This window comes from Streptomyces sp. SLBN-118, from assembly GCF_006715635.1.
GTDB lineage: Bacteria > Actinomycetota > Actinomycetes > Streptomycetales > Streptomycetaceae > Streptomyces.
In genome coordinates this window covers 3,270,700-3,296,366 of sequence record NZ_VFNP01000001.1, presented here as the reverse complement: position 1 = coordinate 3,296,366, position 25,667 = coordinate 3,270,700, and the positions used below count along the sequence as shown (strand labels likewise).

At 68.9% G+C, this 25,667-nt stretch carries 22 protein-coding genes and 1 pseudogene; 10 read left to right on the top strand and 13 right to left on the bottom strand.

Translation table 11 applies throughout. The annotated features are described in order from the left end of the window. Positions 1 to 502: 502 nt before the first annotated feature. Entirely contained in the window at positions 503 to 3,676 is a 3,174-nt protein-coding gene (locus FBY35_RS14935; RefSeq protein WP_160159269.1) for a DNRLRE domain-containing protein, read from the top strand. Positions 3,677 to 3,725: 49 nt separating this feature from the next. Here the strand turns inward: FBY35_RS14935 and FBY35_RS14930 are convergent, their stop codons facing one another. The 4 genes from FBY35_RS14930 to FBY35_RS14915 all read right to left on the bottom strand — a co-directional run bounded on the left by FBY35_RS14930 (position 3,726) and on the right by FBY35_RS14915 (position 8,643). Beyond that, complete coding sequence (locus tag FBY35_RS14930) at positions 3,726 to 4,334, bottom strand: Uma2 family endonuclease (RefSeq protein ID WP_142214266.1); 609 nt, start codon at positions 4,332 to 4,334, stop codon at positions 3,726 to 3,728. Positions 4,335 to 4,621: 287 nt separating this feature from the next. Continuing rightward, complete coding sequence (locus FBY35_RS14925; RefSeq protein WP_142214265.1) at positions 4,622 to 5,329, bottom strand: GPP34 family phosphoprotein; 708 nt, start codon at positions 5,327 to 5,329, stop codon at positions 4,622 to 4,624. Then, complete coding sequence (gene fahA / locus FBY35_RS14920) at positions 5,329 to 6,558, bottom strand: fumarylacetoacetase (RefSeq protein WP_142214264.1); 1,230 nt, start codon at positions 6,556 to 6,558, stop codon at positions 5,329 to 5,331. Before fahA ends, FBY35_RS14925 begins: the two co-directional genes overlap by 1 nt. Before the next feature lie 84 nt (positions 6,559 to 6,642). Next, the gene (locus FBY35_RS14915) at positions 6,643 to 8,643 is read right to left on the bottom strand and encodes a CocE/NonD family hydrolase (RefSeq protein ID WP_142214263.1); all 2,001 of its coding nucleotides are present in this window, start codon (positions 8,641 to 8,643) and stop codon (positions 6,643 to 6,645) included. A gap of 175 nt (positions 8,644 to 8,818) precedes the next feature. On the opposite strand from FBY35_RS14915, the gene FBY35_RS14910 reads away from it, so the two are divergent. From FBY35_RS14910 to FBY35_RS14890, 5 genes are all read left to right on the top strand, one after another. Continuing rightward, a complete protein-coding gene (locus FBY35_RS14910; protein ID WP_142214262.1) occupies positions 8,819 to 9,829 on the top strand; it encodes a polyprenyl synthetase family protein in 1,011 nt (336 codons plus the stop codon). Between the two features lie 75 nt (positions 9,830 to 9,904). Then, complete coding sequence (locus tag FBY35_RS14905; protein WP_260848618.1) at positions 9,905 to 10,381, top strand: DUF3455 domain-containing protein; 477 nt, start codon at positions 9,905 to 9,907, stop codon at positions 10,379 to 10,381. 8 nt (positions 10,382 to 10,389) lie between these two features. After that, positions 10,390 to 11,664, top strand: coding sequence for an outer membrane lipoprotein carrier protein LolA (locus FBY35_RS14900; RefSeq protein ID WP_142214261.1), 1,275 nt, complete (start codon positions 10,390 to 10,392; stop codon positions 11,662 to 11,664). Between the two features lie 106 nt (positions 11,665 to 11,770). Then, positions 11,771 to 12,703, top strand: a complete 933-nt coding sequence (locus tag FBY35_RS14895) for an ABC transporter ATP-binding protein (protein WP_142214260.1) — start codon at positions 11,771 to 11,773, stop codon at positions 12,701 to 12,703. Then, positions 12,690 to 13,577 carry an ABC transporter permease gene (locus FBY35_RS14890; protein ID WP_142214259.1) on the top strand — a complete coding sequence of 296 codons (888 nt, stop codon included), beginning with the start codon at positions 12,690 to 12,692 and terminating at the stop codon, positions 13,575 to 13,577. The genes FBY35_RS14895 and FBY35_RS14890 overlap by 14 nt, the downstream gene beginning before the upstream one ends. Positions 13,578 to 13,582: 5 nt before the next feature. Here the strand turns inward: FBY35_RS14890 and FBY35_RS14885 are convergent, their stop codons facing one another. Together FBY35_RS14885 and FBY35_RS14880 are read right to left on the bottom strand one after the other, a co-directional pair. Next, positions 13,583 to 14,131, bottom strand: a complete 549-nt coding sequence (locus FBY35_RS14885; protein WP_142214258.1) for a flavodoxin family protein — start codon at positions 14,129 to 14,131, stop codon at positions 13,583 to 13,585. Between the two features lie 137 nt (positions 14,132 to 14,268). Continuing rightward, the gene (locus tag FBY35_RS14880; protein ID WP_142214257.1) at positions 14,269 to 15,588 is read right to left on the bottom strand and encodes a M28 family metallopeptidase; all 1,320 of its coding nucleotides are present in this window, start codon (positions 15,586 to 15,588) and stop codon (positions 14,269 to 14,271) included. A 315-nt stretch (positions 15,589 to 15,903) separates the two neighbouring features. Between FBY35_RS14880 and FBY35_RS14875 the strand changes: the two genes are divergently transcribed. Next, complete coding sequence (locus FBY35_RS14875) at positions 15,904 to 16,110, top strand: hypothetical protein (protein WP_142214256.1); 207 nt, start codon at positions 15,904 to 15,906, stop codon at positions 16,108 to 16,110. Positions 16,111 to 16,133: 23 nt separating this feature from the next. On the opposite strand, the gene FBY35_RS14870 is transcribed toward FBY35_RS14875, so the two are convergent. Beyond that, positions 16,134 to 16,583, bottom strand: a complete 450-nt coding sequence (locus FBY35_RS14870; RefSeq protein WP_186356936.1) for a VOC family protein — start codon at positions 16,581 to 16,583, stop codon at positions 16,134 to 16,136. Here FBY35_RS14870 and FBY35_RS37125 point away from each other — a divergent pair. Together FBY35_RS37125 and FBY35_RS37120 are read left to right on the top strand one after the other, a co-directional pair. Further along, a pseudogene (locus FBY35_RS37125) lies at positions 16,582 to 17,187 on the top strand (CGNR zinc finger domain-containing protein); the annotation flags it as partial. The gene FBY35_RS14870 and the pseudogene FBY35_RS37125 sit on opposite strands and share 2 nt — an antisense overlap. 18 nt (positions 17,188 to 17,205) lie before the next feature. Beyond that, positions 17,206 to 17,598 carry an SRPBCC domain-containing protein gene (locus FBY35_RS37120; protein ID WP_142215078.1) on the top strand — a complete coding sequence of 131 codons (393 nt, stop codon included), beginning with the start codon at positions 17,206 to 17,208 and terminating at the stop codon, positions 17,596 to 17,598. Positions 17,599 to 17,601: 3 nt separating this feature from the next. Here the strand turns inward: FBY35_RS37120 and rarD are convergent, their stop codons facing one another. After that, complete coding sequence (gene rarD / locus FBY35_RS14855; protein WP_142214255.1) at positions 17,602 to 18,618, bottom strand: EamA family transporter RarD; 1,017 nt, start codon at positions 18,616 to 18,618, stop codon at positions 17,602 to 17,604. Positions 18,619 to 18,720: 102 nt separating this feature from the next. After that, on the bottom strand, positions 18,721 to 19,581 hold the full coding sequence (locus tag FBY35_RS14850) for an SDR family oxidoreductase (protein ID WP_142214254.1): 861 nt from the start codon (positions 19,579 to 19,581) through the stop codon (positions 18,721 to 18,723). Between the two features lie 120 nt (positions 19,582 to 19,701). Between FBY35_RS14850 and FBY35_RS14845 the strand changes: the two genes are divergently transcribed. After that, positions 19,702 to 20,076, top strand: coding sequence for a helix-turn-helix domain-containing protein (locus FBY35_RS14845; RefSeq protein WP_142214253.1), 375 nt, complete (start codon positions 19,702 to 19,704; stop codon positions 20,074 to 20,076). A 37-nt stretch (positions 20,077 to 20,113) separates the two neighbouring features. Here FBY35_RS14845 and FBY35_RS14840 read toward each other — a convergent pair whose 3' ends face one another. From FBY35_RS14840 to FBY35_RS14825, 4 genes are all read right to left on the bottom strand, one after another. Further along, positions 20,114 to 21,163 carry a 2-oxoacid:ferredoxin oxidoreductase subunit beta gene (locus FBY35_RS14840; RefSeq protein WP_142214252.1) on the bottom strand — a complete coding sequence of 350 codons (1,050 nt, stop codon included), beginning with the start codon at positions 21,161 to 21,163 and terminating at the stop codon, positions 20,114 to 20,116. Continuing rightward, on the bottom strand, positions 21,156 to 23,105 hold the full coding sequence (locus FBY35_RS14835) for a 2-oxoacid:acceptor oxidoreductase subunit alpha (RefSeq protein ID WP_142214251.1): 1,950 nt from the start codon (positions 23,103 to 23,105) through the stop codon (positions 21,156 to 21,158). The genes FBY35_RS14840 and FBY35_RS14835 overlap by 8 nt, the downstream gene beginning before the upstream one ends. 249 nt (positions 23,106 to 23,354) lie before the next feature. Next, positions 23,355 to 24,014, bottom strand: coding sequence for a response regulator transcription factor (locus FBY35_RS14830; RefSeq protein ID WP_142215077.1), 660 nt, complete (start codon positions 24,012 to 24,014; stop codon positions 23,355 to 23,357). Positions 24,015 to 24,142: 128 nt separating this feature from the next. Beyond that, positions 24,143 to 25,456, bottom strand: a complete 1,314-nt coding sequence (locus FBY35_RS14825; protein ID WP_260848691.1) for a sensor histidine kinase — start codon at positions 25,454 to 25,456, stop codon at positions 24,143 to 24,145. Positions 25,457 to 25,667 lie beyond the last annotated feature (211 nt).

Here is a 25,667-nt window from a genome sequence, read left to right as displayed (position 1 = left end):
CCACAACGGACTTACAGGTGTGACGTCAATCACGATCATGAAACAACTGATCGCGCCAAAAAGGGAATTGACCGGCTATTAGTGACCGAATCGCCACTACGTGGCATTGGGGATCACATCTCGGGCGGAGTGGCGGAAGTAACCGCAGCGTCGCCCAAAAGCGGGGACATGAAGTCCCAAATATCCCGTTCAGGCCGTGGGGGTCGGTGAGGTTGGCTGCCCAGGGATGCGCCGGTGCCTATTTGGACGCGTCCGTCCCGCGAATGGTTCCTCAACCTCATGCGCCCGGGCGACGGGTGACGAAAACGTGAAGATGAGCCATGCTCTGCTCGCGCACATCTGCGTGGAGCAGAAATTCCGAGGGCAGCTCAGCATCCAGGCGCCCGCGGGGGGAAAGGGAGTCATGGACGCCTCGAAGAGCGTGGAAACCACGGAGAATTCGCCGCCCGTAGAGCCTGCAGTGGCAGTGTCGGATGGTCAACTGCCCGCATTTGCAAAGGAATTGAAGCGAACGCGCAGGCGGCGCGGATATGCCGCACTGGCCGCTCTTCTGGCCGTGGTGATCGCTGTGCCCGTGGGCGTACACCTCTCCGGCGAGCGGAGTCCGAAGCCGTCTCCTCGGGCCGGGGACGACCGCGCTCGGAAGCGGCCCGTCGATGCTCCCGAAGCCATCCGGCAGGCGCGGCAGACCGGCAAGGACGTCCAGGTCACCGCTCAGCACACCGCCAACTCGACCACTTGGGCCCGGCCGGACGGGCTGCTCCGGACCCGTACCTACAGCGCCACGATCCGGGCGAAAGTCGGCGATGAGTGGAAGCCGATCGACACCACTCTGCAGCGCGTCGAAGGGGGTTACGCGCCCAAGGCGGTCAACGACCCGCTGCTGTTCAGCGCGGGCAGCGCAGGCGGTCCGGCGAAGCGTGCCTCCCGCGCGACCCTTCGCTCCTCCCTGGCGCAAACCTCCGCCGGTGCCTCAGAGGAAGGCACCTGGAGCGAGCTGGTGCGCCTGAACAGCGATGGCCACGAGCTCGTCGTGAGCTGGCCCGGTCCCCTGCCGCAGCCGGTCGTGGACGGGTCCCGCGCGCTGTACGAGAACGTGCGCCCCGGCATCGATCTGCTGCTCACCGCCCGCGACAGCGGATACTCACACATCCTGATCCTGCACACCCGTGAAGCGGCCTCCGACCCGCTGCTCAGCGAGCTGAACTACCGGCTCTCCTCACCGGACCTGAAGTTTCGCCTAGATGCGGACTCCGATGTCGTCAGCGCCATCGACAGCAACGGCGAGGAGGTCGCCTCCGCCCCGACCCCGTACGCCTGGGACTCTGCCGGCGAGATCCGGGCAACCATCGGTGAGCCAGCTCCCAGCCCTGCCCCGGACGTCAGCGACACCGCGATTGGCCTGCCCGGTCTCGCCGGGCCGCAGCCGGGCAGCCACGACAGCGTCCTCAATGCCAGTCTCGACGGGAACAACACCCTCGGTCTGGCCGTGAACAAGAAGCTTCTGACCGAGCCGGAGATGGTGTATCCGGTCTTCATCGACCCGTCCTTCACGGGACACAAGAAGAACTGGACGCTGCTCTACGCCAAGTACCCGAGCTCCAGCTTCTACAACGGTCTGAACTTCAACGACGGCACCAACGACGCCCGTGTCGGCTACGAGTCAGACTCCGGTGGCCTGTCCCGCTCGGTCTTCACCTTCGAGTTCGACAGCAAACTGCACGGCGCCAACGTCAAGTCGGCAACCTTCAGAGCGCTCCAGACCTACTCCTGGGGCTGCGCGGCACGCCAGTACAACCTGCATCTCACCAGCGCCATCTCCAGTGCCAGCACCTGGAACAATCAGCCCTCCTGGGGTTCTGCAATCAACAGCGCAACGACCGGCTACGGGTACAAAGCAACGACGTGCCCGGACAACTGGGTCGCCCTCGACATCAAGCCCGAGGCTCAGCAGGCGGCCACCAGCAAGTGGACCGCGATAACACTGGGTCTGCGAGCCGCCAATGAGAGCAGCGCTGAGTACTGGAAGAAGTTCCTGGCCAACGGCGAGAGCTCCCCGTCTATCGAGGTTGTCTACAACCGGGCGCCGAACGAGCCGACCGGTTCGCTCATGAAGACCTTCCCCGGTGGTACCTGCGACTACACGTCGCCGTACATCTCCATCGGCAAGAGTGACATCACCTTCACCGCCTCCGCCTCGGACGCCGACGGAAACCTCAAGTACCTGCACCTGAAGGTGTGGCGTACAGGCTATGCGAGCACGCCGCTCCATGACGCGGACCATGCCACGAACAGCACTGGCGCGATGACTGCCTTCACCATGCCGTGGGCGAGCTTCACCCACGGGGTCACATACTCCTGGTCGGTGTACTCCAAGGACGCCGAGGGAGCGACTTCCGCATGGGGGCCGCCCTACACGACGGCGATCTGCCAGTTCACCGTCGACCACACCGCGCCGAGCACACCCGAGGTCGAATCCGCCAGCTTCCCGCCGTCGGGCGACGACAGCGATGTCTGGAGCACGGTCACCTTCGGCACCGCAGGGCAGTTCACCTTCAAGCCCAACGGCACGGCAACGGAGGTGAAGGAGTACCAGTACAGCTTCAACACGGCTTTCGACAAGAAGGCTCTGCCCGATCCAGCCAAGGGTGGTGACGCTGTCGTCACGCTCAAGCCTCCGCACGCCGGCCCCTCAGTGCTGTACGTGCGTAGCGCCGACAGCTCCGGGAACATCTCCGGGGTCAGGAAGTACCAGTTCAACGTGAAGCCGGACCCGGACCCGGACGCCGCGGGTGACGTCACTGGTGACGGGGTGCCCGACGTCTACACGATCGACCCCACGGGCAATCTCGCGCTGTACGCCAAAACCCTCGGCACCGACCGCCTCCACTTCTCGATGCCTGCCGCGTACACGACCGCCGACGGGCCGGCCAAGGCGGTGGCCGACGGCTACTGGAGCGGAGCGTTGATCACGCACAACGGCGACTGGCTGCCCGGCGACGGTATTCAGGACCTGGTTGCGCGCATCGACGGCGAGATCTACGTGTATCCCGGAGACGGCTACGGCGGCTTCGACGTCAATGAACGCCGCAAGGTTCTGCTGCCGACGGGTGCGCCTGCGGCCTCCTCGCTCAGCCAGATCCTGTCCGTGGGAGACGTCACCGGTGACGGGCGCCCCGACATGCTGGCGACGGCGGGCAGCGCTCTGTGGGCATTCACGGGGTACACGGGTGTCAGTTTCCAGACCGCCACACAGCTCAGCGGCGATGACTGGACGCTCCGTGACCTCGTGTACGTCGGCCAGGTTGCCGGTGACGCCGCTGCGGATCTCGTCTATCGCACGGACACCACCGGCAGGGTCTTCCTCCGTAAGGGGAAGATCCATTCGAGCGGGACAGGTACGAACCTGTTCTCCTTCGCGGTCCAGACGGCATCCGCCGATGGCATCGACTTCATCTACGGAAGCTCCGGCTGGCATGTCGCCGACATACCCATCGTCATTGGCAGTCCGGATGTCACAGGGGACTCCATCCCCGATGTCTGGGCCCTGCGATCCGACGGCAACGCCGTGATCTACCTGGGGAGCAGCACCGTGGCGCTCAGCACCACCAATATGTTCAACATCATCAACAGCAGCGTCGGCACGACCTGGACCGGCTACACAGCCATCGGATGACCCTCGGCCCGGCACCTCGGTGAGGTGCCGGGCCCTTCGGCTGATACGGCTACTGCTCTCGGGTTCGCTTCCGGCGGACTGCGATCCCGTTCAGATCCAGGTCGACGGGGAAGGGGACAGAGAGCTTCATTCGGTCGTGGAAGATGCCGGTGCTGGTGTAGGCGCCGGTGGCCGGCTCGAGCTCAAAGACGTAGACGACAGCCTTGCCCTCGTTGTCCTCCACCCGCCAGTAGTGCGGGATCTTGGCGCGTGCGTACTTCACCGGCTTGGTCTCGCGGTCGCGGGTCCGGGATTCGGCGGAGACGACCTCAATGGCCAGCACTACGGATTCGGCCGGGAACCGGGTCTGGCGTGCGTCCTCCACGACATCCTCGCGTACGACGATCACGTCGGGCTCGGGCCTGTTCTGCCAGTCGATGTCGATGGTGAACTCCCGGACCACATCCAGGTCCTCGGGGGCCACAGATTGCAACTGCCAGTTGAAGAAGTCGACCGCCCGCAAATGAAAAAGCGTCTGCGGACTCACGAAGATCAGGCTCCCGTCGATCAGCTCCGTGTGCGGAGGCAGGTTCGGAAGCCGGTCGAGGTCGTCGGCAGTCCAGCCACCCACGGGCGGGGTTGGCCAGCTGGGCTCGGGGGCCTCGGGTTCGACGCTCATCAGTGCTCCCATGGGACGGAGTCTCGCGGGTCTGTCCAGCGTATCCGGCGGGAATGCGATCAGGCTCCCGCACACGGGTGAAGGCGTCACGTCGCATTGACGCGCCCTGCGGGTGGGCTAGCGTCGGCGAGCATGGACGACAGCCGGCAGTTGCTGGAATGCGTACACGCGCCCGTCTACTTCGCGCCCGAGACGGGGCCCGCCTACTCCGCCGCCCGGTCCGGGCTCAAGGGCTTCTGGATGGGGTCTCAGGCCGGAGTAGCCGACGATCTGCCACCCTGGGGACGTCAGTCGCCGCCGCCCCCGCCGCCCCCGCCGTCGCCCCCGCCCCCGCCGTCGGACCCGTCCCCGATGCTGATGCTGCTGTTGCTCGACCGCTTGTCCTGCTTGACGGCGCGGTGCACCGCGTACGGGGCCCACTCCTCCCGTACGAGAGCGCGCAGCACGCCGCTCTCCCGCCAGGACCTGTCCGGATGCAGCACCCGGGAAAGACCGATTGCCGTGGTGAAGCCGGCCAGCAGCCGGCCGCGGCGGTCCGGGAAGCCGGCCGCCATCGACCGGGCATAGCGGCCCCGAGCCGGTGACGACCAGTCCTCGGTCGCCGCGGGGTAGCGGTGGTACGGGAAGAGCCCCAGGAAGCGGCGGCTCTCCACGCGCAGCGCACCGCGCCCCACCAAGTGGTGCAGGCACAGCTCTTCGACCTGACGTCCGGTGCGCCTGACCCAGCGCCGGGCGTGGACGCCGTCGCCGAACCGGCTGCCGCGCGGGGCCGGGAGGCTTGCCAGGATCTGCGCCGACAACCGGTCCCGCGGCGGCAGCGGATTGATCACCGTCACCCGGCCGCGCGCCTCGGCGACCCTGCCCTGGAGTTCCAGTTCGGCGAGGGCGGCGCCCGCCAGTCCGTACTGGAGGTAGCTCCTGCTGCAGTGCCGACGGCCCGTCGCCGGGTCGAGGGCAAGCAGCAACAGCTCCTCGGGCAGGGTCGGTTCGCCCATCAGCCGGTGCTCGGGACGATCCGGCCCGTCACTTCGCCGAGGCCCACCCGGGTGCCGTCCGGGCCGGGCGCCCACGCGGTCATCGTCACCACGTCGCCGTCCTCCAGGAAGGTCCGCTTGCCCTCGGGGAGTTCGAGGACGTCCCGGCCGTTCCAGGTGAGTTCGAGGAGCGAGCCGCGCATATGGACCTCGGGGCCGCTGACCGTGCCGGAGCCGAAGAGGTCGCCCGTACGCAGGGACGCGCCGTTGACCGTCATATGGGCCAGCTGCTGGGCGGCCGTCCAGTACATCGTGGCGAACGGCGGCTCGGAGATCACATGGCCGTTGATCGCCACCGTGATGCGCACATCGAAGCCGCCCGGCTCCTCCTCGCCCGAATCGTCGAGGTAGGGCAGCAGATCGAAGTCGCGGGCGGGCGGGGCCGTCCGTGCCGTGTCCAGGGCCTCCAGGGGGGTCACCCAGGCGGAGACGGACGTCGCGAAGGACTTGCCGAGGAACGGGCCGAGCGGGACGTACTCCCAGGCCTGGATGTCGCGCGCCGACCAGTCGTTGAGCAGCGAGAGGCCGAAGACATGCTCGCGGAAGTCACTCAGCGGCACCGGAGTGCCCAGCTCGGAGGGGGTGCCGACGAGGAAGCCGACCTCCGCCTCGATGTCGAGCTTGACCGAGGGGCCGAAGACGGGGGCGGCGTCCGCGGGCGTCTTGCGCTGGCCGCGGGGGCGCACCACATCCGTGCCGGAGACGACGACCGTGCCGGACCGGCCGTGGTAACCGATGGGCAGGTGCTTCCAGTTGGGGGTCAGTGCGTCCCCGTCCGGCCGGAAGATCTTGCCGACGTTGGTGGCGTGGTGCTCGCTCGCGTAGAAATCGACATAGTCGGCGACCTCGTACGGGAGGTGCAGCGTGACCGAGTCGAGCGGGTGCAGCAGCGGCTCTATGTCCGGGCGGTGGGCGGGCACCGTGACCCAGGCGGTGAGTGCGCGGCGCACATCGCGCCAGGCGGTGCGGCCCGCGGCGAGCAGCGGATTGAGGCTCGGCTGTGCCAGCAGCGCGGCATAGGGGGAGCCGAGGGTGTGGGCCGCGGCCCCGGCGTCGAGCACATGGCTGCCGATGCGGACGCCGAGCCGCCGGCGGCCGGGCTCGTCGGCCGTGCTGAAAACGCCGTACGGCAGGTTGTGCGGGCCGAAGGGATCGCCCTCGGCCAGATCGAGCGGGCTCTGCTCGGGCATCGGTGCTTGCCTCGCTTTCCACGGGTGTGGGTCCCACGTTACGTGGATGTTGCTCTGCTGCGGCAGGCCACCCTGCCGACGCTCTCACCCGGTCAAACGGGGGATCCGCCGCTCCCAGGTGCGGTGGAAGACGATCTCGTGGCCGTCGCGGCAGACCACCTCGTCGAAGGTGATGAAGTCGGCGGCGTCGCAGCCGACTTCGGAGCGGGTCTCGATTCTGACGTCCCAGGCCAGCTCCGGCCGGTGCAGCCGGATCGTCCAGGTGCAGCGGGTGTGTGCGGAGTGCGGGTCGCGCTCGCGGATCGTGTAGGTCTCCAGCGGGTCCGCCGTGTATTCGAGGCCGTCCGGATGAACGAGCGTGGCGCCGTGGCGCGGGTCGATCTCGACGCGCCATTCGCCCTTGGCGACGTCCCGGGTCACCAGCCGCCCGGGCCGCGGCTCGTCGAGCGTCACGGGCGAGCTGACGCCGAGCGGCGCGGACTGTTCCGGCTCCTCGAAGACAATCTTGTACTCGGCGCCCGCACCGGGATCGCGTACGGGCAGCTCCAGACGAGAGCCCGCCGGGTCGAGGGTGAAGCCGGCGGAACCGCTGTGGGGCCAGATCCATGGCCAGTACGCGGAGGAGACGGCGAGCCGGATGCGGTGGCCCACAGGGAAGGCGTGGCCGATGCCGTTCAGCTCGAAAGCCACGTCCTCACTCGTGCCGGGAGGCCAGGCGCGTGCGCGTTCGCGGCCGTGGCGGGCGGACAGGCTCAGCGCACCGCGGGTGACCAGGGTGGCGGAGCCGTCGGGGGAGACGTCGCAGAGGCGGGCGATCACCTGGCCGTAGGGAACGTCCGGGCGCAGCCGCAGGGTGACCCGGGGGCGGCCCAGGATCTCGACCGGCTCGTCGGTGACCGGGAAGTCGAAACAGGCCGAGCGGGCGTCCTCGTCACGCTGGTCGGGCGGCAGATCGGCGTCGTTGCCGCTGGGAAGGAAGCGTCCGGCGTCCAGGCCGGTGTACTGGGGGGAGTCGACGACGACCGGCTCGCCCGTCAGTGTGTACGGGACGGAGGCGATGTGCGGCGAGGGCCAGGCGGGATCGCCGACCCAGCGGCCGGGCAGCTCGCAGTAGACCGTCGCGGGCCGATGGGACTCGCTGATCCAGGAGCGCAGCAGGGGCTCGGCCATGACCCCGGTGGCCCTGCCTTTCAGCCAGTGGTCCCACCAGCGCAGCGTCTCCTGAAGGAAGCCGATGGCGGGTCCCGGCGGGCGGCCGCGGTCGGGGTACTCGTGCGGCCAGGGGCCGATCAGGCCCCGTACCCGGTCGGGCGGCAACTGCTCGACCAGGCGCAGCACGGTGTCCCGGTAGGGATCGTGCCAGCCGCCGACCGCCAGGACTGCCGCTTCGACGGCCGTGTAGTTCTCGCGGACGCTGCTCTGCTTCCAGTAGTCGTCGCGCATCTGATGGGACAGCCAGGTGTGGATGAAGGGGTTAAGGGCCTCCAGCCGGTTCAGCCACTGCTCGCGCCAGGCATCGCCGACGTGGAGCGGGTCGGGCGGCCGGGCGGTGAAGGCGAGGAGGGTAGCGGCCCAGGCGGGCATCCCGCCGGCGAGGACCGAACCGCCCATGTAGTGCGCGTCGTTGTCGTAGCGATCGTCCGTGGAGCAGACGGTGACGACCGCCTTGAGCGGCTCGGGTGCGAGGGCGGCGATCCGCAGGGCGTCGGTGCCGCCCCAGGAGATGCCGAACATGCCGACGCGGCCCGTGCACCAGGGCTGCCCGGCCAGCCAGTTGATCACCTCGACCCCGTCGGCGGCCTCGGTCGCGTCGTAGGCGTCGCCGGGCAGGCCCTCGCTGTTGCCGTGTCCGCGCACATCGACCCGTACGGAGGCGTAGCCGTGGCCCGCGTACCAGGGGTGGCGCTGGTAGTCGCGCGGCGCGGTCCAGTCGGTCAGCCGGAAGGGCACATACTCGAGCAGGGCGGGGACGGGTTCGCCGGTCAGCGGCCGCCAGAGGCGCGCGTACAGTCGCGTGCCGTCCTTGAGGGCGATTCGGACGTCCTCGTGGGCGGTCTCGTACGGGAAATCGGTGCGGATGCGCATGGCAGGAGCTTCCTGGCAAATGGGTCACTCGATGTCGTACCAGCTGATCACGAACATACCGGTGGTGGCGGGAAGGCGCCCATGGTGATCGAAAGGCGACCGGATACGCTGACTTGAGTGCATCCAGCGACACATCGACAATCCGTGTGACCGTCAGCAGACAGGAGATCCCCTCGTGACCGTCGTCGGGCCGTTCGGGCTGAGCGTGCGGGACCAGGCTCTTGAGGCCGATGTCCAGACCGGATTGGCGGCTGTCGAGGCGGGTCTGCTCGATGCCACCAAGAGCGAGGTGCCCTTCATCACGGAGGCCGCACAGCATCTCGTACGCGCGGGAGGCAAGCGCTTCCGGCCGCTGCTGGTGATGCTGGCGGCCCAGTTCGGTGATCCGTACGCGCCGGGTGTCGTGCCCTCGGCCGTGGTCGTCGAGCTCACCCATCTCGCGACGCTGTACCACGACGACGTGATGGACGAGGCCGATGTGCGGCGCGGCGTGGACAGCGCCAACGCCCGCTGGGGCAACTCCGTGGCCGTGCTGACCGGCGACTTCCTGTTCGCGAGGGCGTCGCACATACTGGCCGACCTGGGCCCCGAGGCCGTACGCATCCAGGCCGAGGCCTTCGAGCGGCTGGTCACCGGCCAGATTCTGGAGACGGCGGGGCCGCGCGACGGCCGCGACCCGGTCGAGCACTACCTCGATGTCATCGGTGGCAAGACGGGCTCGTTGATCGCGGTCTCCGGCCGGTTCGGCGCGATGATGTCCGGCGCCGACGAGGGTGTCGTGGACATCCTCACCCAGTACGGAGAGCGGCTCGGCGTGGCCTTCCAGCTCGCCGACGACGTACTCGACATCGCGAGCGACTCGCACGAGTCGGGCAAGACGCCCGGCACGGATCTGCGCGAGGGCATCCCGACACTCCCGGTGCTGCGTCTGCGCGCGGAGGCGGAGGCGCACGGCCGGCCCGAGGATCTGGAGCTCGTCGCCCTGCTGGACAGTGATCTGACGGACGACGCCCGGCACGGCGAGGCGCTGCGGCGGCTGCGTGTCCACCCCGCGCTGGAGCAGGCCAGGCGTGACACCGTGCGGTACGCGGAGGAGGCGCGGGCGATGCTCGCCCCGCTGCCCGAGTGCTATGCGAAGGCAGCCCTGGAGGAGCTCTGCGACGCGGTGGTCCACCGCGCGGGCTGACGCCGATGACTGTCAGCCCGCGGACTGACAAACCCATTACCACGGCACCGCGATCTGCTTCGGGATCAACCCGAGGTGTGTGGTACGGGTCACATTCTTGGGTTGAGTCCAATCTCGGATCCACTCCGTACTGATGCCCGGAAGTCGACGCACGGGGCGTTGGCATTACGCCAACCTGCACACCGCAGCGTTCCCGGGAACATCGCCGAGCTGGACCTGAAGGCGACCCAGTCGGGCAAGAAGCGGGGCCTGTTGGCGAACACCCAGGAGACGTTCCGGCTGAACACCGTGGGCGGCGTCGCCCCGGCCGGCGGCTGCGAGCAGGGAGCCGTCGTCGGCGTCCCCTACGGGGCCGATTACGTCTTCATCCAGAACCAACCCCTCCTCAACTGGGCATGCGGCGCTTCCCCTACTGGTTGGGGGAGGCGCCGCGTCCTACTGTCATCCCATAGCAGTACGCCAAGTTGCTCCCGCGGACTGACGCTTCTGTTCGCCCGATTTGGTCAGATGGAGTCAGTTGAACAGCGCCACCCTGACCAACCACGGAGGTAGGGCACACCATGGCACCGAACGACAGCGCACAGACCACCGAAGAGGCCGAGGACCTCGCAGCGGGCCGCGGCAGGGCGGCGCGCTACTTCGTCCCGGTCGCGGTGGCCGGGGTGGCGGCGGCGACCATCGGGCTCGTCCCGGCGCTCGCTGCCTCCGGTGACCCCGATCTGCCGAAGATCACCGCGCAGGAACTCATCGAGAAGATGGCCGCTTCGGACACCCAGCAGCTGTCCGGCACCGTGAAGATCAACACGGACCTCGGCCTCCCGCTGGGCGGCCTCGCCGGGCTGGGCGGCGGCTCCTTCAGCCCCAAGGGCCAGGGCGGCGGCTCGTCCGCCGCTCCCGAGAGCAAGCTGATGGAACTGGCGTCCGGCTCGCACACCCTGCGCGTCGCGGCCGACGGCCCGGACAAGGCGAAGGTCTCCATCCTGGAGGACGCCGCCGAGTACAGCCTGATCCACAACGGCGGCGAGGTCTGGGCGTACGACAGTGCCTCGAACGAGGCCTTCCACGCCAAGGACGACGGCTCCGGTCACAAGGGCAAGAAGCACGAGGCCCTGCCGAAGGACCTCCCGACCACGCCGAAGCAGTTCGCCGACGAGGCGCTGAAGGCCGCGGACGACACCACGTCGGTCACTGTCGGGGGTACGGCACGGGTGGCAGGCCGCGATGCGTACCAGCTGGTCATCAAGCCCAAGCAGAGCGGTTCGACGATCGGCTCGATCAAGATCGCGGTGGACGCGGAGAAGGGCGTGCCGCTGAAGTTCACGCTCACGCCGACCAGCGGCGGCAAGGCCGTGGTCGACGCGGGCTTCACCAAGGTCGACTTCTCCAAGCCGGCCGCCTCCACCTTCGACTTCACCCCGCCCAAGGGGGCGAAGGTCACCGAGGCCGACGAGCTGGAGAAGGGCAAGGGCGCCGGGAACCACGAGGAGTTCAAGGGTCCGAAGGACTTCAAGGGCCCCAAGGAGTTCAAGGGTCACGAGGGCGTCGAGGGCGCCGAGGACTTCAAGGGCCTGAACGTCATCGGTGAGGGCTGGACCTCCATCGCGAAGATCGAGACGCCCGGCGGCAAGGCCTCCGGCGCGCCGAAGGACGGCGATGTGCCGCCGGAGGCGAGCAAGCTCCTTGACGCGCTCGGCGACAAGGTCGAGGGGAAGTTCGGCTCGGGCACGGTCTTCAAGACCCGCCTGGTCAACGCCCTGATGACGGACGACGGCACGTTCTATGTCGGCGCCGTGACCAAGGACGCGCTCGTGAAGGCCGCCAACGAGGGCAAGTAGCGCCAGCAGCACCACATCGGGTAGCACGACACGCGTTGACCGTCCGCCCCGCCGTACGCTCCATACGGCGGGGCGGACCGCTGACCGAGTGAACGGGGGGACCGGAATGACAGCCGTCATCGAGACGCGCGGGCTCACCAAGCGGTACCGGGGCGGACAGTTGGCCGTCGACGGACTGGATCTGAGCGTGCCCGACGGCAGCGTCTTCGGGTTCCTCGGCCCCAACGGCTCCGGCAAGACCACCACCATCCGGATGCTGATGGGGCTCATCGAACCGACCGCGGGCAGTGCCACGGTCCTCGGCAGACCCATGCCCCGCGCGGTGCGCACCGTACTGCCGCAGGTGGGCGCGCTGATCGAAGGGCCCGCGCTGTACGGGTTCCTGAGTGGCCGGGACAATCTGCTGCGCTACGACTCCGCCGACCCCAGCGCCGATCCGCGCACCCGGCGCACCCGCGTCGGCGCGGCGCTTGACCGGGTCGGGCTCACCTCGGCCGCGGGCAAGAAGGCCAAGGCGTACTCCCTCGGCATGAAGCAGCGGCTGGGACTCGCGGCCGCGCTGCTGCAACCGCGGAAACTGCTGGTGCTCGACGAGCCGACCAACGGTCTGGATCCGCAGGGCATGCGGGAGATCCGTTCGCTGGTACGGCAGTTGGCGGCCGACGGGACCACGGTCTTTCTCTCCTCGCATCTCCTCGACGAGATCGAACAGGTCTGTACGCATGCGGCGGTGATGGCCCAGGGGCGGCTGATCATCCAGGGTCCGGTCGCCGATCTCGCGGCCGGCGCGCGCGGGCGGCTGGTGGTCACCACCCCCGACCCGGCCGATGCCGCGCGCATTCTCAAGGAGCAGGGGGTGACCGATCTGGCCGTCACCGAGGAGAAGGTGAGTGGCGAGCCGCCGGTGAAGGACCTCGCGGAGCTCAACGCGGCGCTGGTCCAGGCGGGCGTACGGGTACGGGGCTTCGGGATCGAGCGGGCCTCGCTCGAGGACGCCTTCGTCGCGCTGACCGGGGAGGGTTTCGATGTCGCAGGCTGACACGCTCGCAGGGGCCGCACGGGAAAGGACGAGCAGCCCGGTGTGGACGCTCGGCCTCTTCCGCTCCGAGCTGACCACCACACTGCGGCGCTGGCGCACGCTCGCCCTGCTGGGTGTGCTGGCCGGCGTTCCCGTACTGATCGGCATCGCCGTCAAGATCGAGACGAGCGACGGAGGGCAGGCCGGCGGCGGCAGTGGTGAGGGGCCCGCGTTCATCGGGCAGATCACCAACAACGGCCTGTTCCTGGTCTTCGCCGCGCTCGCAGCGACCCTGCCCGTCTTCCTCCCGATGGCGATCGGCGTCGTCGCGGGCGATGCGATCGCGGGCGAGGCGAACGCCGGAACACTGCGCTATCTGCTGGTCGCCCCGGCGGGCCGGACCCGGCTGCTGCTCGCCAAGTACGCCACGGCCTGCGCCTTCTGCCTTGTCGCGACTCTGGTCGTGGCGGCATCCGCGTTCGCCGTCGGGGCGCTGCTCTTTCCGCTCGGCGATGTCACGACGATCTCCGGCACCCGGATCTCGTTCGGAAACGGGCTGCTGCGGGCCGGGCTGATCGTCGTCGTCGTTGCGGCGTCGCTGGCCGGGATCGCGGCACTCGGCCTGTTCGTCTCGACCCTGACGGGCAGCGGCATCGCGGCGATGGCGACGACGGTCGGACTGCTGATCACGGTGCAGATCCTGGACGCGATCCCGCAGTTGCACGGAATCCACCCGTATCTCTTCCCGCACTACTGGCTGTCGTTCGCCGACCTGCTGCGAGAGCCGGTGTACTGGGACGAGGTGGTCAAGAACCTCGAGCTGCAGGGCCTCTACGCGGCGGTCTTCGGATCGGCGGCATGGGCGCGCTTCACGACGAAGGACGTCACGGCCTGAAGGCGTCAGCGCGTGAAGAACTCCTTGGCGCGGGCGGTCGCGTCCGCGTCGTTCTCCACCTGGCCCGGCCGGGTGCCGTTGCCGAGCAGGACGCCGCCGAAGCGCATGCCCATGAAGTCGGCGGTGTTGCGCAGGGTGCCGATCAGCGGCTCGGCCTTGTCGGCAGTGCTCGCGTACGAGGTGACGCCCCACAGCGTCCGCCCGGCCATCCGCGCCCTGAAGTCCGTGCCCGGCACCCGCAGCCAGCCCGACCAGTGGTCCAGATAGCGCTTGACCGAGGTCGAGACGCTGTACCAGTACAGCGGGGACGCGATGACGAGGTCGGTCGCCTCCAGCGTGGCGTCCAGCAGCGTCGCGGCATGCCCCTCGGGTGCGGGGTAGCTGCCGTCGCCCTCGTGGCGCAGGTCCTCGAACTCCGCGAGGGGGAACTCGGACAGCCGCAGCCAGCGCTGCTCGGCCCAGGCCGGGAGCTGTTCGGCGGCCAGGCGGGCCAGCGTCTCGGTGTTGCCGCCGGTGCGGCTGCTGCCCAGCAGGAACAGGAACGTCCGGGTCATGGGCCTTTCCCCTTGCGCGTACTCCGAAGATGACTGCATGCGTGCGCAAGTATATGCACACGCATGCAGTCGGTGGGGGGTGGCGGTCGTGGGACCTCCCGGAAGCTCGGGGACGGAGTCGGGGACCTCTCAGTGGCTCAGAAGGTGAGCCTGAAGCTGTTGATGTAGCCGGTGTCGTAGGCGGCCTTGTCCTGGACGCGGAGCTTCCAGGTGCCGTTGGCGACCTCGGAGGAGGCGTTGACGGTGTAGGTCTCCTGGACGTTGTCGGCGGAGTCGGAGCCGCTGAACGACTTGAGGTTGTAGACCGATCCGTCCGGTGCGACCAGGTCGACCACGAGGTCGCCGCGCCAGGTGTGGATGATGTCCACGCCGACCTTGAGGGTGCTGGAGGCGTTGCCGGTGCGGCCGGTGACGGTGACCGGCGAGGTCACCGCGGCGCCGTTGTCGGGGATGGCCACGTCAGTCGTGGACTCGTACACATCACCCGGCGTGGTCGTCCCGGCGGACAGCGTCCAGATCGCGTGCGCGATCGCGTCGCCGTTGCGGTCCAGCGCGGTGTCGTTGATGTTCGCGCTGGTGTCGCACGAGGAGTGGTAGCAGCGGTCGAAGGCCTGACCGGCCGTGCCGCCCCACTTCTGTGCCTGGGCCGCCGTCTTGGTGTAGTCGGCGCCGGTGAACAGGCCTCCGACCGGGACGCCCGCGTTCTTGAACGGCGCGTGGTCGGAACGGCCGTCGCCCTCGGTCTCGATCTCCGTGGGGACGCTCAGACCGGCGAAGTAGTCCTTGAAGGTCTTCTCGATCGCCGGGTCGTCGTCGTAGACGAAGTAGCCCGGGTTCGGGGAGCCGATCATGTCGAAGTTGAGATAGCCCGAGATCTTCGAACGCTCCGCGGAGGGAAGGTTGTTGACGTAGTACTTCGACCCGACCAGGCCCAGCTCTTCGGCGCCCCACCAGCCGAAGCGCAGATGCTTCTGAGGTGTGAACTGGGCGCGGGAGACCGCGAGCGCGGTCTCAAGGACGGCCGCCGAGCCGGAGCCGTTGTCGTTGATGCCTGGCCCGGCCGATACGGAGTCGAGGTGGGAGCCCGCCATCAGCACCTGATTGGGATCGCCGCCGGGCCAGTCGGCTATCAGGTTGTAGCCGGTGGCGCCGCTGGAGGTGAACTGCTGGAGGGATGTGGTGAATCCGGCCGCGTCCAGCTTCGCCTTCACGTAGTCGATCGACGCCTTGTAGCCGGTACGGCCGTGGGCACGGTTGCCGCCGTTGGCGGTGGCGATCGACTGGAGCTGGGTGAGGTGCGCCTTGACGTTGGCGAGGGGTATGTCGGGGGCGGCGAGCACGGGCGCCGGGGCCGCGGTCGCCGCGGGCGCGGCGGATGCGAGCAGTCCGGCGAGGGCGAGCGCGGCGGCCGCGGCCGCGCGTCCGGGCAGGGACCGTCTGGGTATGGACAGTGGCATGTGTGGGGGCTCCGAATTCCGAACGGGGACAGGACGGAACGTGCGAGACGCCCCGGGATGGCGGGTCCCAGGGCGCTGGAGCTGTTGGTACATGGAGCTGTTGGTGCGCAGTACGTGCTGAGAGTTCAGCGAGAGTTTGACTGACCGTCAAGGGCGAAAACCGGTCAGCGGTGTTCGCATGCCGGACAACGCGGGGGGTGGAGCGGTGTTGAAGCAGGTCGATGCAGGTTACGGAACGGCCAATTCCGGGGCGCGGTTCAAGGACGGGGCCGCAGGCCGGGAGCGGAAGGCGCCGCCGAGCCGCAAGCTGACGGAATGAACCTGGATCCGTTCGTCATCCTGACGACCCTGGGCGGACTGGCTCTGCGCACCGGAGTGATGACCGCCTTCATCACCGTGGGCGTGATGGGCCTGCTCGTCGGCCTGATCGCGCTGGCAACACGGCGTGCCCGGGGCCGGTGGACGGATGCCGAGGTGGAGTGCGCGGGGCTGGAGTCCTTCACCTGGAACGACCCGGAGTAGTCGGCCGCCCCGCACCGCACCCCCTACTCCACGCAGAACTCGTTGCCCTCCGGGTCGGCCATCGTCGTCCACACGCCCTCCGGCTGGTCCGCGTGGTAGAGGACGCGCGCCCCCAGGCCCTCCAGCCGTGCCACCTCCGCCTCGCGCTGCTCCGCGCCGACGTGCAGGTCGAGATGCAGCCGGTTCTTGGTCGTCTTCGCCTCCGGGACGCGCTGGAAGAGCAGCCTGCGTCCGCGTCCCATCCCGGTGTCCTTGTCGAAGGGATCGTCCGGATGCCGGATGGCGACGTAGTCGCGAAAGGCATCCCGGCCGTGCGACCGGACCGTCGATCCCTCCGGCAACTGCCCGTATCCGCGCAGCCGCTCGATGAGTGCGCTGTTGTCCTCGACCTCGTAGCCGAGGGCCGCGGCCCAGAAGTCGGCCTGGGCGTGCGGGTCGGACGTATCGACGACCAGTTTCCAGTGCAGGGTCATGCTAACCACTTATAGTGGTTACGTGAGCGAAGCTGCAAGAGGACTGACCCTGCGTAAGCCGGACGGGCGTTCCTTTCGTTTCGACCCCGGCGCGCTCTGCCTTGAACTGCTGACGACCGGCGGCCCCGGCGACTTCGCGTACTTCGAGGTGCTGCACGAGCCCGCCGACCTGGTCCGCTGGGCGGACGAGAGCCGGCTGCCGGACGGTCTTGAGCCGATCGTCGCGCCGGACGAGGTGTGGGCCGCGCGGGCACTGCGGGACGCCCTGTGGCGGCTGACCTCGGCCCGGGCGCAGGGCCGCGCCCTGAACCCCGCCGATCTGGCCGTGGTCAACGAGGCCGCGGCGCAGATCCCGCTCGCGCCCCGGATCACAGGCCGGGGCGGCCGCGACTGGGCGCCCGGGGCCACCGGCACCCAGCTGCTGTCGGTCGTGGCGCGCGATGCGGTGGACCTCCTCACCGGTCCGTACGCACACCGCATCCGCGAATGCGGCTCGCACGACTGCCGGTTGCTCTTCGTCGACACCTCCCGCCCGGGCCGACGGCGCTGGTGCGCCATGGAACGGTGCGGCAACCGCAGCAAGGTCCGGGCCCACCGCGTCCGCCACGAAGGAGGCCGAACCATGCCAGAAGGACTGACGAAGGACGCCGGCTGGGAGATCGGCGTCTCCAGGACCCTGCCCCTTCCGGTGGCCGCCGTATGGGAGTTCGTCGCGAGCCAGGAAGGTGTCGCCCTCTGGCTCGGCGATGGTGTCCGGCTGCCCACCGAGAAGGGCGAGTCGTACGAGACGGGGGACGGGATCGCCGGTGAGGTGCGCAGTTACCGGCCCGGTGACCGTGTCCGGCTCACCTACGGCACGAGCACCCTCCAGATCGCAGTCTCGGCGTCAGGGGAGGGCCGGACCGTGCTCCGCATCCACCAGGAGCGGCTCGCGAACGCGGAGGAGCGCGTGCGTCAGCGGGCGCACTGGAAGGCCGTGATGGGCGAGATCACCGACGCCCTGGGCGTGGCCTGAGGGTCAGGCCGTCGGTTCCGCCTGCGGCTGCGAAGACTGGGGTGCCGGAGACTGCGGTGCCGGTGACTGGGGTTCCGGGACCTGCGCCGCCCGGGACCGGGCCGTCGCCGCGGCGAGCCGCAGCGCCTCCGCCTTCGTACGCCGTGCCGTCCGCAGCGCGTCCCAGGTCAGGCACGTCAGCGCCAGCCACACCAGCGCGAAGCCCGCCCACCGCTCGGCCGGCATCGCCTCGTGGAAGTACAGGATCCCGAGCAGGAACTGGAAGACCGGCGCCAGATATTGCAGGAGCCCCAAGGTGGAGAGCGGCACGCGGATCGCCGCCGCGCCGAAGCAGACCAGCGGCGCCGCCGTCACGACGCCCGTCGCGGCGAGCAGCGCCGCATGACCCACGCCGTGCGACCCGAACGAGGCCGAGCCGTCGGCGCCCAGCCAGAGCAGAAAGCCGAGGGCAGGGAAGAACTGGATCGCGGTCTCGGCCGCGAGCGATTCCAGACCGCCGATGTTGACCTTCTTCTTGACCAGGCCGTACGTGGCGAAGGAGAAGGCCAGCGTCAGGGAGATCCAGGGCGGCCGCCCGTAGCCGATGGCCAGCACGAGCACCGCCGCGAAGCCTGTTCCTACCGCCAGCCACTGCGCAGGACGCAGCCGCTCCTTGAGCAGCAGGACGCCCATCGCGATGGTGACCAGCGGGTTGATGAAGTAGCCGAGTGAGGCCTCGACGACATGGCCGGAGTTCACGGCCCAGATGTAGATGCCCCAGTTGACGGTGATCACCGACGCGGCGACCGTGATGAGCGCCAGCTTGCGGGGGTTGCGTATCAGCTCGCGTATCCAGCCCCACCGTCTCAGGGCCACGAGGGCGATGCCGACGACGGCCAGCGACCAGACCATCCGGTGGGCGAGGATCTCCATCGCTCCGGCCGGTTTGAGCAGTGGCCAGAAGAGCGGGACCAGGCCCCACATTCCGTAGGCCCCGATCCCGTACAGCAGTCCTGCCCGCTGTTCACCGTCCGGCTTCACTGGCCCCTCCCGTCCCGCGCGCGATATCTCGTCGAAGGTACGCTGCGCAAGGCCGGATTGTCATGTCCGTATTGCCATACGGTCATGACGGATCATGGGGGGTCACGACGCGGTCAGTGCCGCCGCGACCGAGTCGGCGAGCAAGGTCGTGGGGCGCCCGGCCAGCCGCGCCAGGTCGCCCGACGTGCCCTCCAGCAGTCCCCGCCCGACCGCCGCGTCGACGTCGACGAAGATCTCGGCGAGAGGCGCGGGCAGCCCGGCGCCCGTCAGGATCTCCAGGTGCGCGTCGGCGGGGATGTTGTTGTACGTGATCGTCCGGCCCGTCTGCCGGGAGAGTTCGGCGGCGTACTCCGCGAAGGACCAGGCGACGTCGCCGCTCAGTTCGTACGCCGCGCCCAGGTGGCCCTCGCCGGTCAGCGCGGCGGCCGCGGCCGCCGCGTAGTCGGCGCGCGAGGCGGAGGCGATCCGGCCCTCGCCGGCGCTGGCGACGACGGCGCCGTGCTCGAGTACGGGGGCCAGGTGCTCGGTGTAGTTCTCGGTGTACCAGCCGTTGCGCAGGAAGGTGTACGGCAGGCCGGAGTCCAGGATCGCCTGCTCGGTGACCTGGTGCTCGGTGGCCAGCCGGAAGTCGGCCGCGGGCCCGCCGAGCACGCTCGTGTACGCGAGCTGAGCGACGCCCGCCGCCTTCGCCGCTTCGATGACGGCGGTGTGCTGCGGCACCCTTCGGCCGATCTCGCTGCCGGATATCAGCAGTACGCGGTCACCGGTCCGGAAGGCCCCGGTCAGCGTCTCGGGCTCGCTGTAGTCGGCGATCCGCAGCTCGATGCCGCGCGCCGCGAGATCCGCGGCCTTCTCCCGGTTGCGGACGACGACGGCGAGCTGCTCCGCGGAGACCGTGGCGAGCAGCTCGTCGATGACGAGACGGCCAAGGGCTCCGCTGGCTCCGCAGACGACGATGCTCATGGGTGATTTCTCCTTGTTCGGCCTGTTCAGCCTGTTCGGCTTGTTCGGCGCGGTTCCAGAGCTCACCCTAGGGTGGACACTAACTAGAGGAAAGTACCCACTTTGAAGTAAGGTACTGGCATGGCCGTAAGGAGAGACCCCGACGTCAATCACGCGATGTGCCCCTCGCGTCTGATCCTCGAACACGTCACCAGCCGCTGGGGCGTGCTCGTTCTCGCCGCTCTGCTGGAGCGCTCGTACCGCTTCAGCGAGCTGCGCCGTGAGGTCGGCGGCGTCAGCGAGAAGATGCTCGCGCAGACCCTCCAGACCCTGGAGCGCGACGGCTTTGTGCACCGCGACGCCAAGCCGGTGATCCCGCCGCGCGTCGACTATTCGCTGACCGGGCTCGGCAAGGAGGCCGCCGAGCAGGTGTGGGGTCTGGCCCGCTGGACGGAGAAGCGGACCGACGAGGTCCTTGCGGCGCGTACCGCGTACGACGAGGCCCGGACCTCCTGACGGGAGATCCGGGCCTCGGGTGGCTTGTCGGCGATCGTCAGCCGACGACGGTCCAGGTGTCGTTGCCGGCGAGGAGGGCGGCGAGGTCGCCCTTGCCGTTCTGTTCGATGGCGGTGTCGAGCTGGTCGGACATCTGGATGTCGTAGACGGGCCGCTCGACGCTGCGCAGGACGCCGATGGGGGTGTGGTGCAGGGTGTCGGGGTCGGCGAGGCGGGAGAGTGCGAAGGCGGTGGTGGGGCTGGGGTTGTGTGCGTCGTGGACGAGGATGTGCGACTCGTTGTCGGCGGTGATGCGGACGGCCTTGAGGTCCCCGGTGCCCGGGTCGCGGATGACGCCCTTGTCGTTCTGGGTGCCGAAGCGGATCGGCTGTCCGTGTTCGAGGCGGATAACGGCCTCTTCGGCCTGCTGTTTGTCCTTGAGGGCCTCGAAGGCGCCGTCGTTGAAGATGTTGCAGTTCTGGTAGATCTCGATCAGAGCGGTGCCCTGGTGGTCGGCGGCCTGGCGCAGTACGTCGGTGAGGTGTTTGCGGTCGGAGTCGATGGTGCGGGCGACGAAGGATGCCTCGGCGCCGAGTGCCAGGGAGACGGGGTTGAACGGGGCGTCGAGGGAGCCCATCGGGGTCGACTTGGTGATCTTGCCGACTTCGGAGGTGGGGGAGTACTGGCCCTTGGTGAGGCCGTAGATCCGGTTGTTGAACAGCAGGATCTTCAGGTTCACGTTGCGGCGCAGGGCGTGGATGAGGTGGTTGCCGCCGATGGACAGGGCGTCGCCGTCGCCGGTGACGACCCAGACCGACAGGTCGCGGCGGGAGGAGGCAAGGCCGGTCGCGATGGCAGGGGCGCGGCCGTGGATGGAGTGCATCCCGTAGGTGTTCATGTAGTACGGGAAGCGGGAGGAGCAGCCGATCCCGGAGACGAAGACGATGTTCTCCTTCGCCAGCCCCAGTTCGGGCATGAAGCCCTGCACGGCGGCGAGGATCGCGTAGTCACCGCAGCCGGGACACCATCGGACCTCCTGGTCGGACTTGAAGTCCTTCATGGACTGCTTGGCCTCGGCCTTGGGCACCAGCGAGAGCGCCTCAGTCATTGATGGCCTCCTTGAGAGCCGCGGCCAGCTGCTCGGCCTTGAACGGCATGCCATTGACCTGGTTGTAGCTGTGCGCGTCGACCAGATATCTCGCCCGGATCAGGGTGGCGAGCTGGCCGAGGTTCATCTCCGGCACCACTACCTTCTTGTAACGCCCCAGAACCTCTCCGAGATTCCTTGGGAAGGGGTTGAGGTGGCGGAGGTGGGCCTGGGCGATGGGCAGTCCGGCGGCGCGCAGGCGGCGGACGGCGGCGGTGATCGGGCCGTAGGTGGAGCCCCAGCCGAGGACCAGGGTGCGGGCCGAGTCGGGGTCGTCGACGTCCAGGTCCGGGATCTCGATGCCGTCGATCTTGGCCTGGCGGATGCGGACCATGAAGTCGTGGTTGGCCGGGTCGTAGGAGATGTTGCCGGTGCCGTCCTGTTTCTCGATCCCGCCGATCCGGTGCTCCAGCCCAGGGGTGCCGGGCACCGCCCACGGCCGGGCCAGCGTCTTCGGGTCGCGCTTGTAGGGCCAGAAGACCTCACTGCCGTCGGGCAGGGTGTGGTTGGGGCCGGTGGCGAACTGCACCCGCAGATCGGGCAGCTCGTCCACGTCGGGGATCCGCCACGGCTCGGAGCCGTTGGCCAGATAGCCGTCCGACAGCAGCATCACCGGGGTGCGGTAGGCCAGCGCGATCCGGGCCGCCTCCAGGGCGGCGTCGAAACAGTCAGCCGGGGTCCGCGGCGCCACGATCGGCACCGGCGCCTCACCATTGCGGCCGAACATCGCCTGCAGCAGGTCGGCCTGCTCGGTCTTGGTCGGCAGACCGGTCGAGGGCCCGCCGCGCTGGATGTCCACCACCAGCAGCGGCAGCTCCAGCGAGATCGCCAGCCCGATCGTCTCCGACTTCAGGGCCACACCGGGCCCGGAAGTGGTGGTCACCCCCAGCGCCCCGCCGAACGCCGCACCCAGCGCCGCACCGATCCCGGCGATCTCGTCCTCGGCCTGGAAGGTACGCACACCGAAGTTCTTGTGCCTGGAGAGCTCGTGCAGGATGTCGGAGGCCGGCGTGATCGGATACGAGCCCAGATACAGCGGCAGATCCGCCTGCTTGGAGGCGGCGATCAGCCCGTAGGACAGGGCCAGGTTCCCCGAAATATTGCGGTAGGTGCCCGCCGGGAAGGCCGTGCTGGCCGGGGCGACCTCGTAGGACACCGCGAAGTCCTCGGTCGTCTCGCCGAAGTTCCAGCCCGCCCTGAACGCGGCAATGTTCGCCTCCGCGATGGCCGGCTTCTTGGCGAACTTCGACCGCAGGAACGTCTCCGTACCCTCGGTGGGCCGGTGATACATCCACGACAGCAGACCCAGCGCGAACATGTTCTTGCTGCGCTCGGCCTCCTTGCGGGACAGCCCCAGGTCCTTGAGTGCCTCGATGGTCAGCGTCGTCAGCGGGACGGGGTGGACGTGGTAGGCGTCCAGCGAGCCGTCCTCCAGCGGGGAGGTGTCGTAGCCGACCTTGGCCATCGCCCGCTTGGCGAACTCGTCGGTGTTGACGATGATCTCGCCGCCGCGCGGTACATCGCCGATGTTGGCCTTCAGCGCGGCCGGGTTCATCGCCACCAGCACGTTCGGCGCGTCACCGGGGGTGAGGATGTCGTGGTCGGCGAAGTGCAGCTGGAAGCTGGAAACCCCGGGAAGGGTACCGGCCGGGGCCCGGATCTCGGCTGGGAAGTTCGGCAGCGTGGACAGGTCGTTCCCGAACGACGCCGTCTCCGAGGTGAACCGGTCACCCGTCAGCTGCATACCGTCACCGGAATCACCCGCAAAACGAATGATCACCCGGTCCAGACGGCGGATCTCCTTGTCGCCGGCGGGCCCGCGCTGCTCCCCGACAAGAGCCTCATTGGCCTCGTCATCGGCCTCATCGGCCTGCTCGGCTGGGCTACTGACCTGGCTGGTCACTGAACTGGACCTCCCTCGAGGCGGCTGCTCGGGCCCGGTCGGCCCTCCGGCCGTCCCATTAGCCACCTTACGTCCGTAAGGGTGGCCTTCCCTGGACCGCTCATCTGCCGGATATCCTCGTGAGACACCCCGGCGCCCTGGTTTGCCATGTTTTGTTCGCCCCCGGGTCCTTTCTTGAAAGACGCTCCCCATGCATATTTTGGTTCTGGGACTGACGGCCGGCTCGATATCTGACAGAGTGTCAGCTACTCACGAGTTCAGGTAGGTCAACACCGCCAGTACACGCCGGTGATCCCCGTCACTGGGGGACAGGCCGAGCTTCAGAAAAATGTTGCTGACATGCTTCTCCACCGCACCGTCGCTCACCACCAGCTGCTTGGCGATCGCAGAATTCGTACGCCCCTCGGCCATCAGGCCCAGGACCTCACGCTCCCGCGGGGTGAGATTGGCCAGCACATCCTGCTTACGGCTGCGGCCCAGCAGCTGCGCCACGACCTCGGGATCCAGCGCGGTGCCGCCGCGGGCGACGCGCACCACGGCGTCCACGAACTCACGCACCTCGGCCACCCGGTCCTTGAGCAGATAGCCCACGCCGCGGCTGCTGCCCGCCAGCAGCTCGGTGGCGTACTGCTCCTCGACGTACTGCGAAAGGACCAGCACCCCGATCCCCGGATGCTCCCGGCGCAGCCGCACCGCCGCCCTTACACCCTCGTCCGTATGTGTGGGCGGCATCCGCACGTCGGCGACGACCACATCGGGCAGCGACTCCTGCGCGGCGAGGTCACCGATCGTCTTGATCAGCGCCTCCGCGTCCCCCACGCCGGCCACCACATCGTGCCCGCGGTCCGTCAGCAGCCGGGTCAGGCCCTCTCGAAGCAGCACTGAGTCCTCGGCGATGACCACCCGCACCCTGTCGTTCACAACTCTGAAGCCCCCATGTCGATCTGCCACCCCTGCACCTACCAGCATCCCAGTATGGGACCCGGCTGTGCCCTGGCTGGGGGAATCGACGGGATCGGGCGGAGTGGGCGGGCAGGTCAGCCACGCCAGGGAAGCTCGGCGGTCACTGTCGTCGGACCGCCCGCCGGGGAGTCCAGGGCCAGGATTCCGTCCACCGCGTCCAGCCGCTCGGCCAGGCCCGCGAGACCGCTGCCGGCGGTGAGGTCGGCGCCGCCGCGGCCATTGTCGGTGACCTGCAGCATCAGGCGGTCCCGGGAACGCCAGACGTCGACCGTGGCGCGGCTCGCCCGCGCGTGCTTGCTGACGTTCTGCAGCAGCTCGGAGACGGTGAAATAGGCGATCCCCTCGATGGCGGGGGCGGGCCTGGAGGGCAGGTCCACCTCCACCGTCACCGGGACCGTGCAGCGGGAGGCGACGGCGGAGAGGGCTGCGTCCAGCCCGCGGTCGGTCAGTACGGCGGGATGGATGCCGCGCGCCAGATCGCGCAGTTCCTGCAAGGCCACCTTCACCTCGCCGTGCGCCTCGTCCACCATGCGCGCGGCGGTGTCCGGATCCTCCGCCAGCTTCTCCTTGGCGAGCCCCAGATCCATGGCCAGCGCGACAAGGCGGGCCTGGGCCCCGTCGTGCAGGTCGCGCTCGATGCGCCGCAGATCGGCGGCCGCCGTGTCGACGACCACGCCGCGGTCCGATTCCAGCTCCACGACGCGGGTGGCCAGCGTGGAGGGGCCGAGCAGCCCGGTGACCATCACCCGGTCGAAGGAGACCAGACCACGGATCAGCCAAGGGGTCACGAGGACGAGCACCAGGCCGAGGGCGGCGGTGGAGCCTATCTCGAAGGGTGTGTCCAGATAGAATTGCGTGCCGTCGCTGTGGCTGAAGACCGCGAGGCCCGACTGGTCGGAGTAACGCGAGAAGGTCCAGTGCCACAGCGGATACGTCAGCATGGCCCAGGCGTTCACCCAGAAGGTGACCGAGACGACGAAGGCGAAGATCGCCCACGGGAAGTGCAGCAGCGCGTAGAGGAGATGCCGCCAGGACGCCCCGCTCTTGAGGACGGCACCGACCCAGGACATCAGCCCGCCCGTCCCGGCCCGGATCGGCTCCGGATCCCCGACCTCGAGCCCCAACAACCCCCGCGCCCGCGCCCGCTCCATCGCCCCGAACCCCCGGCAGCCGGCCAGTCCGGCGGCCAGGACCGGAATCCCGAGAAAGGTGATGAGCAGGCCGGCGCCGAGCGAGACGGTGGCTACGGCGAACGCGAAGAGCACGATGCTGATCGGCAGACTCAGCAGCAGATAGCCGAACTCCCGCCATGTCCGCCCTTCGAGCGGCGCGCGCAGAGCGGCGGGGAGGAGGTGCTCCCGGCGCTGGGATCCGTATTCGGTGGCCATCGGGGTCGTCCGTTCTGCGATGCGGGCTGTCATGGGTCCAGCGTGGGCCCGGGGGATCGGGGGGCGCCATGAGGAGGGACACCGTGTTGGGCGGGGGGTTTTCCCCACCGTGGGGGCCGCCAGCGAAACCATCCACCGGGCAGCAACGACCAACGCCCCCTGGCCCACGCGCACCACGGACGCCGGAAACGTGGGTGCGTCCCGCCCGGCG